Genomic DNA, 16054 nt, shown 5'->3' on the forward strand with positions numbered 1-16054 from the left:
GAGTATGTCCTTTCCTGCCATTCTGCCCTCCTTAAAATAAGGACAGTTTAGCATCTCTGAATTAGAGCCTGCCCCTGAAGGCTTTAATCAGTGGACATTTCTACTTTGGCAGAATAGGACATTATCACTTTGGGATTACAGAAAAATTTATGGCTCCCCAGGATTCACTGCCAGAAGTTTCATCTCTGTCATCTCCTCCATGGCATATCTTATACCTTCCCTGCCAAAGCCGCTCATCTTAACCCCGCCGTAGGGCATGTGGTCGAGACGGTATGTAGGTATATCGTTCACTATCACGCCGCCGACCTCCAGCGTATTGTATGCCTGAAATATCCTTCCTATATCTCTTGTAAACACGCCTGCCTGAAGCCCATATATAGCATTATTCACCATTGACACCGCATCCTCAAATCCTTTATATCTTTCCACTGTGGCAAGTGGCGCAAAGACCTCTTCTCCGCAAACCTTCATTGAAGGTTTGACATTAGTAAGCACGGTTGGCTCAAAAAAAATTCCGTTTCTTTTGCCTCCAAGCAAAATCTTTGCCCCGTCTTTCACTGCCTCGTTCAGCCATTCCTCTGTGCGCTTTGCAACCCCTTCATCTATCATAGGCCCGATGTTCGTTGATTCGTCCATCGGGTCGCCTGATTTCAGGTTTCTGACATTTGCTAAAAATTTATCCATAAATTTTGCGTAAATATCCTCGTGCGCATAAATCCTCTGCACGGATATACAAATTTGCCCGGCATAGGAAAATGCGCCAATCGCGCATCTCTTTGCGGCAAAATCAATATCAGCGTCAGAATGGATAATAACGGCTGCATTGCCGCCGAGCTCCAGTGTTACTTTTTTCATCCCTGCCATTGCCTTTAGCTTAAGACCAACGGCTGCGCTTCCGGTGAATGAAAGCTTTTTTATCCGCTTGTCTGTAACTAATTTTTCCGCAAGAAGGATTGAGCATGGGACAATATTTAACCCGCCTGCCGGGAAACCTGCGTCAGATATCAGCTCTCCGAGCATTAAGGCTGTGACAGGGGTCTTTGGCGCTGGTTTTAAGATGATTGTATTGCCAGATGCGATTGCAGGCGCAACCTTGTGAGCTACAAGATTAAGAGGAAAATTAAATGGCGTTATTCCAAGAATAGGGCCTATGGGAAACCGTCTTACTATGCCGAATCTGTTTTCAGAGCCTCGCATGAGGTCAAGGGGTATTACTTCCCCTCCTATCCTCTTTGCCTCCTCTGATGCAATCTGGAATGTATTGATTGCCCTTGAAACTTCGGCCTTTGAATCTGAAATGGGCTTGCCTGCCTCAAGCGTGATGGTTTTTGCAAATTCCTCTTTCCTATGCTCAAGTCCTCTGACAATATTATTTAAAATATCTGCCCGCTTATATGCCGGAGCTTTTTTTGTAATCTCAAATGCCCTCTGGCTTGACAGAACAGCATCCTCTATATCTCTTTCCTCTGCAAAATACACACGGGCAATGGTTTCGTTATTAAAGGGGTTTTTAATATCCTCTTCTTTTGAGGACTGCCGCCATTGGCCGTCTATGAGAAATTTACATTCCTTTGCCATTGCATTAAGGATTATTCCAGAAAAACAGGGCTTAAGTCAAATCTTTGTTGAAAATTTGGTTTGTATGAAGATTTAAGCGCACCGTGCTATTCTGGGGCTGGTTATTTTATAACAACGCTCTGTAACCATGCTTGCAGTTTTTGATGTGGGAATGATAAATGAATAATGAAGGTTTGACCCTTAGACCTTGCCCTGTTGATTGACGAAAAGACAGATTTTGATATAGAAGGTTGGGAATGGAAATAAGGCACATCCTTTACTTTGACAAAGATAATTATTGTGGATTCACATAGTTTAAAAATGATGCAAATCTAATGCAAAAATGGTATTCTTAACTACATAAAACAGGATTGGAGGATGATATATGAAACCATCAATAAATCAAGACCAACTTAAGAATGTAATCAAGACAGCTTTAGTTGAAGTCCTTGAAGAGCGTCAAGATTTACTTCACGATGCAATTGAAGATGCGATTGAGGACGTGGCTTTTGTCCGTGCCATTGAGGAAGGTGAAACCACAGAATTGGTCCAACGAAAAGAGGTTTTCAAACTTTTTGAGAGGAAGGCGTGAACGTTCAATTCAGAGCCAGCTTTTCCAAAGACCTCCGCAAGGTTAATAATAAGGATTTATTAAATCGCATCAAAGAGACGATTGAGCGCGTAGAGAAGGCTCAAAGCCTGCAAGACATAGCTAATCTTAAAAAACTGAAGGGTGGAAACAACTGCTATCGTATTAGATTGGGTGAATATAGAATAGGGCTGACTATTGAAAACGACACAGTAACTTTTGTGCGCTGTATGAATAGAAAAGAGATTTACAGATACTTCCCGTAAGACGCAAAAGCTGACTATTTTATAGTAACAACTCTGTAACCATGCTTTGTATATTTGGATGTAGGCGGTGGAAATGCTAAATGAATAATGAAGGTTTGACCCTTAGGCTCTCATTGAACATAAAAAAGTTCTGCGAAATACCCACCCAGAGGATCGGAAATGTTAAACATCGAATTGATAAAAAAACCAAACCAAGATCATTTTAAATCATTCTTGGCGATCTGTCTAAAGCTAATAGACTTAAATTCTATAAAAACCAAAAAGATTGATCCGCCGATGTTTTACAGGCAGGAAATGTTCGTGAAGTTCAGCTATCATTTGGCGACAATTATACACATAGAGAAGGGGATAATGATTGCATTTGCGGGTAGAAGCCATCGTTTATATGATTATTCTTCCGTAAACGTATTAACAAGAGCATTATTGGAAACATTTCTGACATATTATTATGTATTCTGTGATGCAAAGGATGAAGATGAGTCTCGCTTTAGATACTGGAATTGGTGGATTGACGGCTTAAATTCGAGACAGCAGGTGAAAAATATTAAAGATCCTTTGCTCATTGGTAAATTGGAAAATGAAAGAAGAGATATTGATGATTGTACGGTTAAAATTAAATCCACAAAAGCTTACTCAAGATTGTCAGCGCCTCAAAAAAAGGAATTTGAAAAAAAGAGAAAATGGATTAGACCTGGTTGGATTGATATAGCAGTAAAGGCTGGAATGAAGAAGAGTACTGCAAGACACGCGTATAGTTACTTTTCTTCCTATGCACATACGAACAGTTTAAGTATTCTTCAGTTTTCTCAGGCTACTATTAGTAATAAAGGCAAAGAAGCCAACCCTAACATGCTGAAATTGCTCTTTATGGTTGCAGCTATGTTTATTGATGAATTTGCAAAGTATTTTCAATTAAAAGATCAGCTATCCGAATACGAACAAGAATTAGTAGCTAATTGGTTACTGGTAGCTAAGAATATGTCAGTGGCGGAGTAACGGCGCCTACGCACCGGGGGAAGGGGCAACTTTGACTAATTTAACACGGGAAATGATGACCCAACTTTAATTTAATTTGATAGGCTCTATTCAACCTCTTGACGAATGAGAAATGGGGACATGTGTCCCCATTTGATTTAACAATCTTGGGACAATATAAAGATTAAAGATAGAACAGAAAATCTTTAAACTAAATTTATGACTATTAATGTAAATAAAAGCAGAATCACTAGAGAACAATTTGCGGAACTGCTGTTTTATTTTACGAAAAAATTTACAGAAGATTTCGTTCCTTATGAGATGGCAAAAGAAAACTCTCCGTTTAAAAACGTAGACAAGGATGTATTTCTTCATGAAAGATTGATAATGATATTCTGGATAATTGATAAATTTTTTGGCGACGAGGAAAGAACATTAATGAGCGCAATACACAAGAAATATTTTACTGATTTAGATATATTAAATAATCCAGAAGAATCAAAAAAAGAAATAGAATTTTTTATGAGTCGTTATAAAGAATATTACGATGCATGGGACGACAAAGCATCAGACCAATTTATTCTTGGTGGTGTAATTGCTAAAAATATCTTCCAAGAAGAAAAGATGGTATTGAACGCTAATATAATACTTCATATTGTTTTAGATGTTTATGCGTTAATAAAACAGATAAGGGAATCTATCATTGATAAATATGAAGTTATCAATTAAAAACAATCGTGAAAACCGAAGATACCTTATATATATGGATGGCAATGGATGGCAGAGGGACTTCCCGTATTTATCTTCAATCCGCTATTTCGCCTTTATCCAGATAGGTCTTCTCCTATCCCTGTTTTTATAAATTTGCTCCTAAAATACCTTATTTACCCCATCCCCACCCTAACCCTCCCCTTGAAGGGGAGGGAATCTTTCCGCTCCCTTAGTGAGGGGAAAAAATGTAATTACCCTCTCCACTTGCGGGAGAGGGTCAGAGCCTGCCCCTGCATGTATTTAGCAGGGGGTTGAGGGGTAAAATGTCAACTGAACAATGTCGTTACCTATAAAAGGCGTAGCTTACGGTGAGCTATGGCAGTTAAATTTTTTATTGAAATAATTTCCGGCAAGTAGGATATTAGTCTTTATGGAAGAAAATCAGAAAGGATTCTGGAATACATTAAAAGCAAAATGGTATCAAAAGGGGCTTAAGTTTAACACGCTCCCTGAGACAGCGCTTAAAATCATCCTGCCTAAAACAAAAGACTGCAAGACCTTCCTTGATGTTGGCGCAGGCTGCGGGACATTTGCAATACCCCTTTTGAAGGCAGGGAAAAAAGTTACAGCCATTGATCCGTCGGCGCCTATGATAATGCTGCTGGAAGAGGAGATTAAGAAAAAGAGAATAAGAAACATAAAGACAATCCGCGCCGCATGGGGAGAGACTGAGATAAAACCGCATGATGTTATACTGTGCGCCAATGTGCCTGAACTTTTGAAGGACTCAATAGATTTTTTGAAACAAGCCCATGCGCTTGCTAAAAAGGCAGTATTCCTGATAGAGGGTGCAGACCCGAATGCCGACAAATTTTATTATAAGGAATTATATCCCATTTTATTCAATAAGCCGTTTGCAGGGAGAACCGATTATTTTAAGACTTATACAAACCTGCATAATCTCGGCATCTTTGCCAATGTGGAGATAATAGAATATGCATTTGACCAGCCTTTTGACAACATGAAAGAGGCTCTGGATTTCTGGAAGGAATACATGGGCATAGTAACAGCAGAGCATGATGAGAAACTTCGTAATTTTCTGGAAGACAAATTAGAGAAATTTAAAGGCGGTTTAATTGCCAGGTTTCACAAGAGGTCGGCAGTAATCTGGTGGAAGAAATAAACAATGATACCTTTAAAAGACGACAACCCGACCCGCACATTTCCTTTCGTAACCATCTTAATTATTGTAACCAATATAGTTGTGTATATCTATCAGTTGACACTGGGGCAAAAGGCCGAAACGCTTTTTATTCTAAGAGCAGGCGCGATACCTTATGAGATAATCCGTTTTGCCGACATACATCCTCTGGCATTTATTCCGCCTCCACTTACCCTTTTTTCAGCCATGTTTATCCACGGCGGATTTCTGCATGTGGCAGGAAACATGCTCTACTTATGGATATTCGGGGATAATATAGAAGACAGGCTCGGACATTTCAGGTTTATCGTATTCTATTTATTGAGCGGGTTGATAGCAAGCCTTGCGCACATAATCATGCTGCCGAACTCTACCATACCTATGATTGGCGCAAGCGGCGCGATAGCTGGAGTGCTTGGGGCATACTTTCTGCTGTATCCAAGGGCGCATGTCCTTACGCTGGTATTTTTCTTCTTTTTTGTAGATATTATAAGGATCCCTGCGCTGGTCTTTCTCGGCCTGTGGTTTGTCTTTCAGATTTTGAGTTCAGCCGGGGGCGGTGGCATCGCATGGTATGCGCATATAGGCGGCTTTATCGGAGGAGCGGTATTGGTGAAATTATTTGAGAGGAAGCGATTTCAATAGGTGTTTTAAACCCCGTTAGAGAATTTTCTCTAAACGGGGTAAACCCCAGGTATTTCCTGGGGCGATTTTTGAGTCAGACCGTTGAATTATCACTTTTCAAATTATGAAAATTTTCTATATTTCTTATATTTCAAGACCTGCCCCCATTTTTCACATCCTTAGATCTTTTAAAGTTCCCCACTTGCTTAATAAAGTAGATGAGTATAATCAGCCAGACCACTCCCAGAAATCCTCCTCCAAACGGGATGAAAAACAGGCGCTCGGCCAGGCGGAAGGCAGCTGTCTTTCCATAAAGTGGCAGGGTTATGGCGATCGTCAGCCATCCAAAGGGATACCCCAGCCCAAGACAGGTCAGACCCATCAGAACTTTTTTGAATCGGTTTGAAATATCCATGTTGACCAGAATCAGGCATAAGACAAACACCACCAGGGCCAGTCCGTGGGAATGGAAGTGGAAGGTGTGGACCCGGGCCAAGACCTCCGTTCCTGTTTTTTCGAAGATGGTCCGATCAATGTCTGGGACACCGGTCAACCCATGGACATCCGGATGGGCCAGGACCTGCTTTTGTGTCAGATCTTTGATTGGCTGGGGATACCTTCCCAGTAAAGCTCCTCCCAGTTCACCAAAACCAAACAGCAGGAGGCAGCTTAATATCACCCAAGGTGGAGGTAATTTGAACATCGCTCGTCCTTTCGTTGTGTTGTCTGATGGTCTCGGCCAATAGGGCAATTCCCTTTATTTCTGGTGCGAACCCGCAGGCATTGCGGGAGGCCGATCCAAGTGAAACGCTGCTACAATACCGCTTACCAACTCATTTTGCAAGGCCGCGAATTCCTCTGGCTGTCCATCTTCCAGCCGGTAGAGCATACTGTCCAGCATCCGATCCAGGCGCTGCGCCTCAACCGGATTCTTTTCAGCGAGCGTCGGCTCCAGTAAATAGGAGAAATAGTTTCTCCCCAACCAGAAGATGGTCCGCTGGGTCTGAGGGTTGGCTGATGCCTTGCCAAAAGCGGCTTGAAGGACCGTAAATTTTTCCAGCATCAAAAGATAACCCAACTCCTGAATCACCTTTTCAAGAACAGGGACGTTGCCCTTCGCCAAGGCTTCATCCAATGATGTCCCGACTCGGGTCCCGAACCGCTGATCTACCTGGGCGGCCGTGTTTTTCAGGCCAACCCCCTGCATCACCATCCTCATTCCCATGTCATGAGAAAAATCCTCATACACCATCCGAATCACTTGGAGGGCCTCCTGGGATTTTCCATGTTCAATCAGGCCCAGGGCCTGTTTCATATGGATCATGATAGGCGTCACCTCACCCATGATCTCGTGGGCATGGGCCATGTTTCCATTCACGAACAGGAAAACGATAGACGCCCATACCAGCAACATTGATAATCTGACGGCATCCTTCTTCATAGGTTTCCTCCAGATGCCTCTGCTCAGAACAGCATTGAAAGGCCAAACTTCACCCCAATGTCCGGCGAGTTGCCATTGAGCCCAAAGGGCACCGCCAGCTTAATAGCCATGTTCTGGAGTGCAAAAAAAGTTCCGGTCTGAATGACCACAATCACCTCAGGCGCCAGGGTCAGTACGGTGTTGCCTGATAACTCGGTACGGCCATTCAGTTCGGCCAGCACCATCAAGATGTCCGGGATGGCTTTGAACATCGGCGCCACATTGTAAGACCAGGTCGCATGATTGACCACCTTGTCCGTTCCATTTGTGACATCAAGCTCCCTCTCCGTCTCAAGCCCATATGCCCCATTGAGATGAACCACAAAGCGTGGATGCAGGTTCTTTGAAAGGATAAGGGTGCCCTTGATACCGTGTTCATTCCCTTTCAATCCGACCGAAGGCGAGTACTCCACCTCAAAAGCCGCATCCGGCAGAAGTTGGGTTTCATCCATGAAGCGGTGTTTTACTCCCACCCCAATCTCTTCGATACCGCTTGTTTTTGGAGAGCCAGTGATCTCCTCACGGAGCAGGATATCACCCTCCAGATTGAGCTGTGTCCTCTCCCCAAGGCCGATTTCGAATTCAATAGGCAAAAGATGGGTGGTCTTTGTTGTTCCATTTTTCTCCCTTGTGTATTCATAATTAACCTGTCCGAACATCCGTCCGCGGGGAGGGGTGGCGGCGATCTCGGTGCCGAGCGGTTCCATGATATGCGCTGCCCAAGCATATTCAGCAGCGCCCATGAATAATAGAATAGTCAACGCGATGATTAATCTCTTCATTTGAAATACCTCCTTTATTTTTTGTGTTGAAAAATCAGGAGAGTATTTCTGGAGGGTTCTCTAACGGGACTGGTTCGTTGATTAGAAAGATTGTTTTATGTGAATGGGTTTTTGAAACAATATAAGGGTAAGGCCTTAAATCTTTAACCGGCTCTGACATGGTAAGTTCATATTTGAGGGATAACCTATCAGAACAGGATTTTATGAATGTTTTGGGGATATGATGAGAACTATGGTCAGCGCTATGTATTATCGGACACATAGCGCTTTTTGGCATATCATGCTTTGCCGCTTTGTGGGATGTGTGCATATCAGCCGTATTATTATCCCCTGATAGGCACAAGGATTGACAAATAATATCCACATTCATGACAAGCAAGCCGAAAAGCAGAACTATTACAAAAGACCTTCTCATAATTCTAATGATGAATTGTTTGTGCCGCAATTTGTCATAAATTTTATACAAATTCCCCGATGTATGTCAAGTGAAATACCTTATTGGAATTTCTTTTATATAACTAACGAATCTTTCAGTAAAACTATCTTCGCCAAGTATAAGGAGCGAGGGCATTTTCAGCGTCAACTAATTACAATCCCTTAAAAACCCTTTCCGCAGCATGCAATGTCTTTTCTATATCTGCCTTTGTGTGGGCAAGGGAAACAAACACTGCTTCAAATTGTGATGGGGCAAGATAGACACCCAACCCCAGCATCTTTCTAAAATATTTTGCAAATCTTTCAAGATTGCTTGTCTTTGCATCTGTGTAATTATAAACAGGCCTGTCATTAAAAAAAAGTGTGAACATTGCGCCTGTCCTTGCAATCTGAACAGGTATTCCTTTTCTCGCCGCTATATCCTTAAGGCCGTCGCATAACCCCTTAGTTGTCTTTTCAAGCCTTTCATACACGCCTTTGCCTTTTAAAAGCTTCAAGGTCTCTATGCCTGCTGTCATTGCAATGGGATTGCCGGATAATGTTCCTGCCTGGTAAACAGGGCCGGACGGCGCAAGCATCTCCATTATTTTTTTCTTGCCGCCAAATGCGCCGACAGGCAGCCCGCCTCCGATAATCTTTCCAAGGCATGTTATATCAGGGTCAATATTATAAACCTTCTGCGCGCCGCCGTAGCATAATCTAAAACCGCTCATCACCTCATCCACTATCAAAAGAACGCCATATTGATTGCACATATCCTTGAGCGCCTTTAAAAACCCGCTTTGTGGAGGCACAACACCCATGTTGCCTGGCACGCCTTCTACGATAATGCAGGCTACATCATCAGGGTCATTCTTAAGAATTTCCTCAACAGAGGTTATGTCATTATAGATGGCGGTGTAGGTATTTCTGGCAATATCCGCAGGCACGCCAGGGCTGTCAGGAATGCCAAGGGTTGCTGCGCCGCTTCCTGCCTTGACAAGAAGGCCGTCACTGTGGCCGTGATAGCCTCCATCAAACTTTATTATCTTGTTCCTCTTTGTATATGCCCTTGCAAGACGGATAGCGCTCATGGTCGCCTCTGTGCCTGAGTTTACAAACCGCACCATGTCCATAGAGGGGAATGCTTCAAGCACAAGTTCTGCTAATGTTACCTCAAGCTCGGTTGGCGCGCCAAAGCTCGTGCCGCGGTCAACCGCCTTTTTTAACGCGGCGTTGACTTTGGGATGCGCATGGCCGAGAATCGCCGGCCCCCACGAGCCGATATAATCTATAAAACAATTCCCATCCGCGTCATATATCTTTGACCCCTTTGCCTTCTTAATAAAGAGCGGATTTCCGCCCATTGCCTTGAACGCCCTTACAGGACTGTTCACCCCGCCCGGGATTAGATTCTGCGCCCTTTGCATGAGTTTTTTAGAATTTGTGATTTTCATTGTTTCTCCTCCCCTCTGTTATACCCGAATCCTTTATTAGGACAACTTATTACCTTTCCTGTCTTTTTGGAATATTCTTTTACGAGGGGAAAAAGCATTCAGCAGTTCGAGTTTCTCATCCCGCCTTACGGGTTTTGACCTTCCCGCTTTTGGCTTTTGCTTTCGCGCCTGCGGCTTTTGTTTTTTTCTTTTCCTCGTTTAATCCCGCTATGGCAAGACATTCATCCAGCGTAAGTTCCTGTGGAGTTTTGCTCGTAGGGATGCGGAAGAATTTTTTACCGGCCTGAATGCACGGGCCGTATCTGCTGTTCACCACGCGCACCCGCGCGTCCTCTCCCCATGATTTAATTATTTTCTCCAGCTCTTTCTTCTCCTTTGCTGTCACCAGTTCAATTGAGCGCTCCAACGTTACACTGAATGGGTCTTCCCCTTTGCCGAGGGACGCAAAGATATTTTTATATTTCACATACGGGCCGAATCTCCCTTTGGCCACGCTTATGTCTTCATCCTGAAACTTACCCAAGACCTTGGGCAGGCGGGGGCCGTTTAGAATTTCCTTCACCCTTTCCAGCGAAATCTTGTATGGGTCTTCGCTTTTTGGAAGCGATATATATCCATCCTGATACTTGATGTACGGGCCGAAACGTCCGATATTCACGATCACCTCATTGCCTTCGTGCGCGCCGAGGTTGCGGGGGAGCTTAAATAGCTCCATTGCCTGTTCAAAGGTGATGGTATCCATGCGCTGATCCTTGAGAAGCGAGGCATAGCGCGGTTTCTCCTCGTCATCCTGATGCCCGATTTGAACTATAGGTCCAAACTTTCCGAGCCGCACAATCACCTGTTTTCCAGTCTCCGGGTCTTTGCCGAGCATGTGCTCGCCGCTCTGGCGCGCGGATGTTTCCGCTGTATGCTCCACGGTTTTATGAAAGGGCTTGTAAAACTCCGCAAGCATCTTTGTCCACACTAATTTTCCCCCGGCAATTTCGTCAAACTCCTCCTCCACCTTTGCCGTGAAATTGAAATCCATAATGTCTTTGAAATTATTCATCAGAAAATCATTCACCACCATGCCGATGTCCGTGGGAAAGAGCTTTGCCTTCTCGGCTCCGGTGTTTTCGGATTTGATATCTTCGGTGATCTGTTTATCCTTCAGCAAGAGACAACTAAAATTCCTTTTCATGCCGTCGCGGTCTTCTTTCACCACATAATTTCTCTTTTGAATGGTGAAAATGGTTGGAGCGTAGGTGGAAGGCCTTCCGATACCGAGCTCCTCCAGTTTGCGCACCAACGTGGCTTCGGTGTAGCGGGGCGGATGATGGGTGAACCGTTCCGTGGCAGTTATCTCTTTGTTTGAGAGCTTCTCGCCAATCTTCAAAGGAGGCAGGATGTCTTCCGCATTTTCCTCGTCTTCCTCGTCTTTTCCTTCGAGATACACCTTGAGAAATCCCTCGAACTTCAGAACCTCTCCCTGGGCAACGAACTTTTCTTCACTTGTTGACACGCGGATGGTTGCTGTGGTTTTCTCCAGCAGCGCATCGCTCATCTGCGAGGCGACGGTTCTTTTCCATATCAGATCATAGATGCGCCGCTCCTGCGCATCGCCTTCAATTTCGTAAACACCGAAATCTGTCGGGCGGATGGCTTCGTGCGCCTCCTGCGCTCCTTTGCTCTTAGTTTTGTAACGGCGGATATTCACAAAGTCTTTGCCGTATAATCGTTCAACCTCTGTTTTAGCCTGACCCAGCGCAGTGTCGGAGAGGTTTACCGAATCTGTGCGCATGTAGGTTATCTTTCCGCTCTCATAAAGCCCCTGCGCGATCCGCATGGTTTGCGCAACCGGGTATCCGAATTTTCTCCCAGCCTCCTGCTGAAACGTTGAAGTGGTGAACGGCGCGGATGGGGTCTTCTTTGCGGGTTTTGTCTCGATAGCGGCGATGGAGAACTCCGCATCCTTGCATTTTTCCAGAAATGCCCTTGCCTCTTCTTTGGTGGAAAACCGTTTCAACAGTTCGGCCTTCACTATTTCGTTTTTTCCGTTCAAAAAAACAGCGGACACCCTATACGACGAAACGGATTTGAAATTGTCTATATCCCTTTCCCGCTCAACAATCAATCTCACGGCAACGCTCTGCACCCTTCCTGCGGAAAGTGCAGGCTTCACTTTCCTCCAAAGGATCGGCGAAATCTCATAGCCTACCAATCTGTCCAAGACCCTGCGGGCCTGCTGCGCATCCACCAGATTCTTGTCAATGGCCCGCGGATGTTCAATCGCCTTTTGAATCGCGTCTTTGGTGATCTCGGAATAGGTGATCCGTTTCGTCTCCTCCGGCTTCAAATCCAGCGCTTCCGACAGATGCCACGCGATGGCCTCGCCTTCGCGGTCTTCATCTGTTGCGAGCCAGACTGTATCCGCGCCTTTGGCAATTTTTTTCAATTCGGCAACCACAGCTTTTTTATCGGGTGAAATTTCATATATGGGCTCAAAATTATTTTCTACATCCACTCCTATCCCCTTCTTCACCAAATCGCGGATATGACCAATGGAAGACTTCACCGTGAAATCCTTTCCGAGAAATTTCTCAATGGTCTTTGCCTTTGCAGGCGATTCTACGATGACAAGCGATTTCACCCGCCCCTCCTTATAAACTGTTTGCCGGCCTGCTGTTGCACAAGCCCTTTTAATTCCATATCCAGAAGCAGGGCAGAAACCTTCTGCGTGGGAAGACCTGTTCTCTGGATAATAGTATCAATAAAACTCGGTTCGTCAAGCAGGCTCATAATTTTTTCCTCTTCGGATGAAAGATCGGCTTGTATCTTCCGCAGTGAATCCGGAACTGCAGGAACAGGTTTTAAACCTGCCCCTGTCATGCCTGTCCCTGATATTGACAGCTCCTCCAGAATATCCCTTGCATCCTCCACAAGTTTTGCTCCTTGTTTAATGAGTTTATTTGCCCCTTTGCTTTTGAAGGATGTTATATTGCCGGGCAGGGCAAATACATCCCTTCCGTAATCAAGGGCGAGGCCGGCTGTTATCAGCGAGCCGCTTTTCTCCGATGCCTCCACAACCAGCACCCCCTTAACAAGACCGCTTATAATCCTGTTTCTCTGCGGAAAGTTTTCGGCAAGGGGAGACATGCCTATCGGAAATTCTGACACAACAGCGCCGTTTGATATAATCTGTTCATACAGCTTCTTGTTGTCTGATGGATAAATCACATCAATCCCGCTGCCAAGCACCGCTATAGTTCTCCCATTTGCCGCAAGCGCGCCTCTGTGAGCCGCGGTATCTATCCCCCTCGCCATGCCGCTGACAATGGTGATTCCGGAGCCGGCCAGTTCTCTGGAAATGCCTTCCGCAGCAGAGATGCCGTACTGTGTTGGAATCCTTGTGCCGACAACGGCTATTGCATTCTCATCTTTTTTACAGATCGTCCCTTTTACATACAGATAGGGCGGCGGATCAGGAATTGAAAGCAGGGCCTTTGGAAAATCTGAATGTCTCAGTGTCAAAAAAACAACATCCTGTTTTTCTATAAGACTAATCTCTTTTTCTACCCAATCCCACTCCTTAAAACTTTTTATGTTTGCTGCGGTTTTTTTGCCTATTCCAGGAATTTCTTCAAGCCTTTTCAGGGGCGCTTCAAAAACAGTTTCGGGATCATGAAATTCATCAATGAGCGTCTTATAAGTTACATTGCCGACTCCCTTGACCTGTCCGAGGCCCAACCAGTATTTTATTTCAGATGACATAAAAAATAATCAGGCTATAGGCAATTGGCAAGAGGCAATAGGAAAACCTATAGCCCAGAGCCTATCGCCGATAGCCTCTTTTATTCCGCCGTCCTTACCCTGTCTCCTTTATAAATAACCTGTCTGCTCTTTGTGATAAATGCAGTGGATGTATCATCCTCCACACGGATTATTACAAGCCTTCCTAATTCTATCGGGGGCAATGTGATTGTTTTTTTCTCTTTAGACATGGGGTCATCCACTGTAATAGCCGGCCTGAAGATATTCATGATATTTCCCACATCAAGGCCGCTGTTTTTCCCTTTATCCAAATAGACCATATCGTTCTCTGCCGACCCCACCTTGCTCTCCATTGATTCTATAATCAATCCATCTATTGCCTTTTCAGTCTTTTTTATCACTACCTCCTTTACAGGCGGTTCATAAGATTTAAGTTTTGCCCCCTTTAATACTTCTTTATAAGATTTTTCTATCCTTGCGGCAATTACACCGCCTTTTTCAACCTTTATAACCTCTAATACACCGATGGTGTCAGTCAAAAACCCTATTGGCTTTTCAGTCACAGGATGTTTAACCTCGCCTGTAGTTGTGAAAATAATAAATTTATCGCCATCTGTTACCTCTGTCCCTTTAATAAGAGAGATATAGACAATGTCTCCTTGGGATAGCAAGAGCCCCTCTGCCTTTGAGCCTATAATCATGCCATTGCCTTCCATATCTTTTGAGGATATGAGCCCGTGCCTTCCCATTATGGCAGAAGAAACCTTTACAATCTCAGGGGCTGGCTGCAGTATTGGTTTTTCTTCAGGCGGCTGAGGCGGAGCAGGCTCTTCAACCTTTGCCAATGCCTCTTTCGGCTGCTCTGCGGCTTGCAAAGGTTCTTCAAGTTTTTGCATTTTTTCAACCGGCAGCCCTTCAGGCACAACTGACTCAACAACCTCAGGACCAGCAGGGCCGAATCGTATTTTATTGCCGGGATAGATGAGATGGGGGTTAATAATAAACGGATTTGCCTTCCATATGCCGGGCCACTTGAATGGGTCTTTTAAGAAGCTATGTGATATATCCCAGAGCGTATCTCCTTCTTGGACTGTATATTCTCCATCATCCGGCTGTCTGAGTATGTCTCCACGCCGCGTCCAGGATGTTTGCTTACCCTTTTCTTCGTCTCCTGTCATTTTTTCTTTTTGCTCAGCTAATATGTCTTTATAAATTAAAAAAACCGATAAAGAAACGAATAATAGTAAAAACAGTTTTGTTCTCATGGTATCCTCCCATTGGTGTGTCTATTTCTGAATCTCCTGCAGTTTTGTACGAGCCTTTACTGCCGCATCTGACGAAGGATATTTTTCTATAACCATTTTGAATGCCGCGAATGCCTTATCCCTGTTGTTAAGCTCCAGATGTGAGAAACCTACTTTCAACAGCGCATCAGGGGCCTTGTTTTCATTTGGGTAGTTGTCCACCGCCTTCTGAAACTCCATTACTGCCTTTTGATAGTCCTTCTGAGAATAATATGTCTCTCCAACCCAGTACTGGGCATTGTCTGCCAGCGAATGTTTGGGGTAATATTGGATAAATTTATTGAACTGTTCCGCTGATTCGGATAATCTGCCTGCCATAAACAGATTCTGCGCCTCATTGTAGAGCGCTTCCGGATCAGGCGCATATGAAGGTTTCTTAGTGGAAGACTTCTTTTCAGCATCCTCTCTTGCAGCGGTTTCTTTTTTTATACCTTCTGCCTCGAGTTTTACAACCTTTAACTCTTCGGGCGGCGCAACAGGAACGGCCATGGCCCTAATCTCATCAATATTTTTCTTGTTAGCCGCAGTCTGTTCCTGAAGCAGGAAAAATTTATTGTTTAATTCTTCCATTCCTGCGCTTGTTTTGGACTGCGCCTTTTCTAATTCAGACAAATGGGATTTGATATCTTTTAAGGTTTGCTCCTGTTGCAGATTTGCGCATCCGACAATAAATATGCCTGTAAATAGAGCAAATAAGGTTAATTGCTGTTTCATTATTGCCTCTTAGGAGCGTTACTAATCAAAACTTAATCCCCTTTGTGCAGTTTGTCAAGGAGAATTTACAATTAAAGGCATGCGCACTGTAATCCCAAAGTGATAATGTCCTATTCTGCCAAAGTAGAAATGTCCACTGATTAAAGCCTTCAGGGGCAGGCTCTAATTCAGAGATGCTAAACTGTCCTTATTTTAAGGAGGGCAGAATGGCAGGAAAGGACATACTC

General features: G+C 44.2%; 16 protein-coding genes. 6 read left to right on the plus strand and 10 right to left on the minus strand.

Going from position 1 to position 16054, the window contains the following annotated elements:
- Window positions 1-147: 147 nt before the first annotated feature.
- On the minus strand, window positions 148-1578 hold the full coding sequence (locus Q8P28_11035; protein ID MDP2683308.1) for an aldehyde dehydrogenase family protein: 1431 nt from the start codon (window positions 1576-1578) through the stop codon (window positions 148-150).
- A 364-nt stretch (window positions 1579-1942) separates the two neighbouring features.
- On the opposite strand from Q8P28_11035, the gene Q8P28_11040 reads away from it, so the two are divergent.
- The 6 genes from Q8P28_11040 to Q8P28_11065 all read left to right on the plus strand — a co-directional run bounded on the left by Q8P28_11040 (window position 1943) and on the right by Q8P28_11065 (window position 5944).
- Window positions 1943-2149 carry a hypothetical protein gene (locus tag Q8P28_11040; protein MDP2683309.1) on the plus strand — a complete coding sequence of 69 codons (207 nt, stop codon included), beginning with the start codon at window positions 1943-1945 and terminating at the stop codon, window positions 2147-2149.
- Entirely contained in the window at window positions 2146-2412 is a 267-nt protein-coding gene (locus Q8P28_11045) for a type II toxin-antitoxin system RelE/ParE family toxin (GenBank protein ID MDP2683310.1), read from the plus strand. The genes Q8P28_11040 and Q8P28_11045 overlap by 4 nt, the downstream gene beginning before the upstream one ends.
- A gap of 159 nt (window positions 2413-2571) precedes the next feature.
- On the plus strand, window positions 2572-3408 hold the full coding sequence (locus Q8P28_11050) for a DUF5677 domain-containing protein (GenBank protein MDP2683311.1): 837 nt from the start codon (window positions 2572-2574) through the stop codon (window positions 3406-3408).
- Window positions 3409-3606: 198 nt separating this feature from the next.
- The gene (locus Q8P28_11055) at window positions 3607-4116 is read left to right on the plus strand and encodes a hypothetical protein (protein ID MDP2683312.1); all 510 of its coding nucleotides are present in this window, start codon (window positions 3607-3609) and stop codon (window positions 4114-4116) included.
- Between the two features lie 412 nt (window positions 4117-4528).
- Complete coding sequence (locus Q8P28_11060; protein ID MDP2683313.1) at window positions 4529-5281, plus strand: class I SAM-dependent methyltransferase; 753 nt, start codon at window positions 4529-4531, stop codon at window positions 5279-5281.
- Between the two features lie 3 nt (window positions 5282-5284).
- Window positions 5285-5944 (plus strand): rhomboid family intramembrane serine protease, encoded by a 660-nt coding sequence (locus Q8P28_11065; protein MDP2683314.1) that lies wholly within the window; start codon window positions 5285-5287, stop codon window positions 5942-5944.
- Window positions 5945-6074: 130 nt separating this feature from the next.
- Here the strand turns inward: Q8P28_11065 and Q8P28_11070 are convergent, their stop codons facing one another.
- The 9 genes from Q8P28_11070 to ybgF form a co-directional block, all read right to left on the minus strand.
- Entirely contained in the window at window positions 6075-6626 is a 552-nt protein-coding gene (locus Q8P28_11070; protein MDP2683315.1) for a hypothetical protein, read from the minus strand.
- A gap of 54 nt (window positions 6627-6680) precedes the next feature.
- Entirely contained in the window at window positions 6681-7364 is a 684-nt protein-coding gene (locus Q8P28_11075; protein MDP2683316.1) for a hypothetical protein, read from the minus strand.
- A 23-nt stretch (window positions 7365-7387) separates the two neighbouring features.
- Window positions 7388-8185 (minus strand): hypothetical protein, encoded by a 798-nt coding sequence (locus Q8P28_11080; protein ID MDP2683317.1) that lies wholly within the window; start codon window positions 8183-8185, stop codon window positions 7388-7390.
- Window positions 8186-8219: 34 nt separating this feature from the next.
- The gene (locus Q8P28_11085; GenBank protein ID MDP2683318.1) at window positions 8220-8600 is read right to left on the minus strand and encodes a hypothetical protein; all 381 of its coding nucleotides are present in this window, start codon (window positions 8598-8600) and stop codon (window positions 8220-8222) included.
- 172 nt (window positions 8601-8772) lie between these two features.
- Window positions 8773-10056 carry a glutamate-1-semialdehyde 2,1-aminomutase gene (gene hemL, locus Q8P28_11090; protein ID MDP2683319.1) on the minus strand — a complete coding sequence of 428 codons (1284 nt, stop codon included), beginning with the start codon at window positions 10054-10056 and terminating at the stop codon, window positions 8773-8775.
- Between the two features lie 115 nt (window positions 10057-10171).
- Window positions 10172-12688 carry a type I DNA topoisomerase gene (topA, locus tag Q8P28_11095; protein MDP2683320.1) on the minus strand — a complete coding sequence of 839 codons (2517 nt, stop codon included), beginning with the start codon at window positions 12686-12688 and terminating at the stop codon, window positions 10172-10174.
- Complete coding sequence (gene dprA, locus Q8P28_11100) at window positions 12685-13809, minus strand: DNA-processing protein DprA (protein ID MDP2683321.1); 1125 nt, start codon at window positions 13807-13809, stop codon at window positions 12685-12687. The genes topA and dprA overlap by 4 nt, the downstream gene beginning before the upstream one ends.
- A gap of 80 nt (window positions 13810-13889) precedes the next feature.
- Window positions 13890-15074: a LysM peptidoglycan-binding domain-containing protein gene (locus Q8P28_11105; protein ID MDP2683322.1), complete on the minus strand. Its 1185-nt coding sequence runs from the start codon at window positions 15072-15074 to the stop codon at window positions 13890-13892.
- 21 nt (window positions 15075-15095) lie between these two features.
- Window positions 15096-15827, minus strand: coding sequence for a tol-pal system protein YbgF (gene ybgF, locus Q8P28_11110; protein ID MDP2683323.1), 732 nt, complete (start codon window positions 15825-15827; stop codon window positions 15096-15098).
- Between the last annotated feature and the right edge of the window lie 227 nt (window positions 15828-16054).

Source organism: Deltaproteobacteria bacterium (assembly GCA_030690165.1).
In the GTDB taxonomy this organism is placed as follows: Bacteria; Desulfobacterota; GWC2-55-46; order UBA9637; family UBA9637; genus JACRNJ01.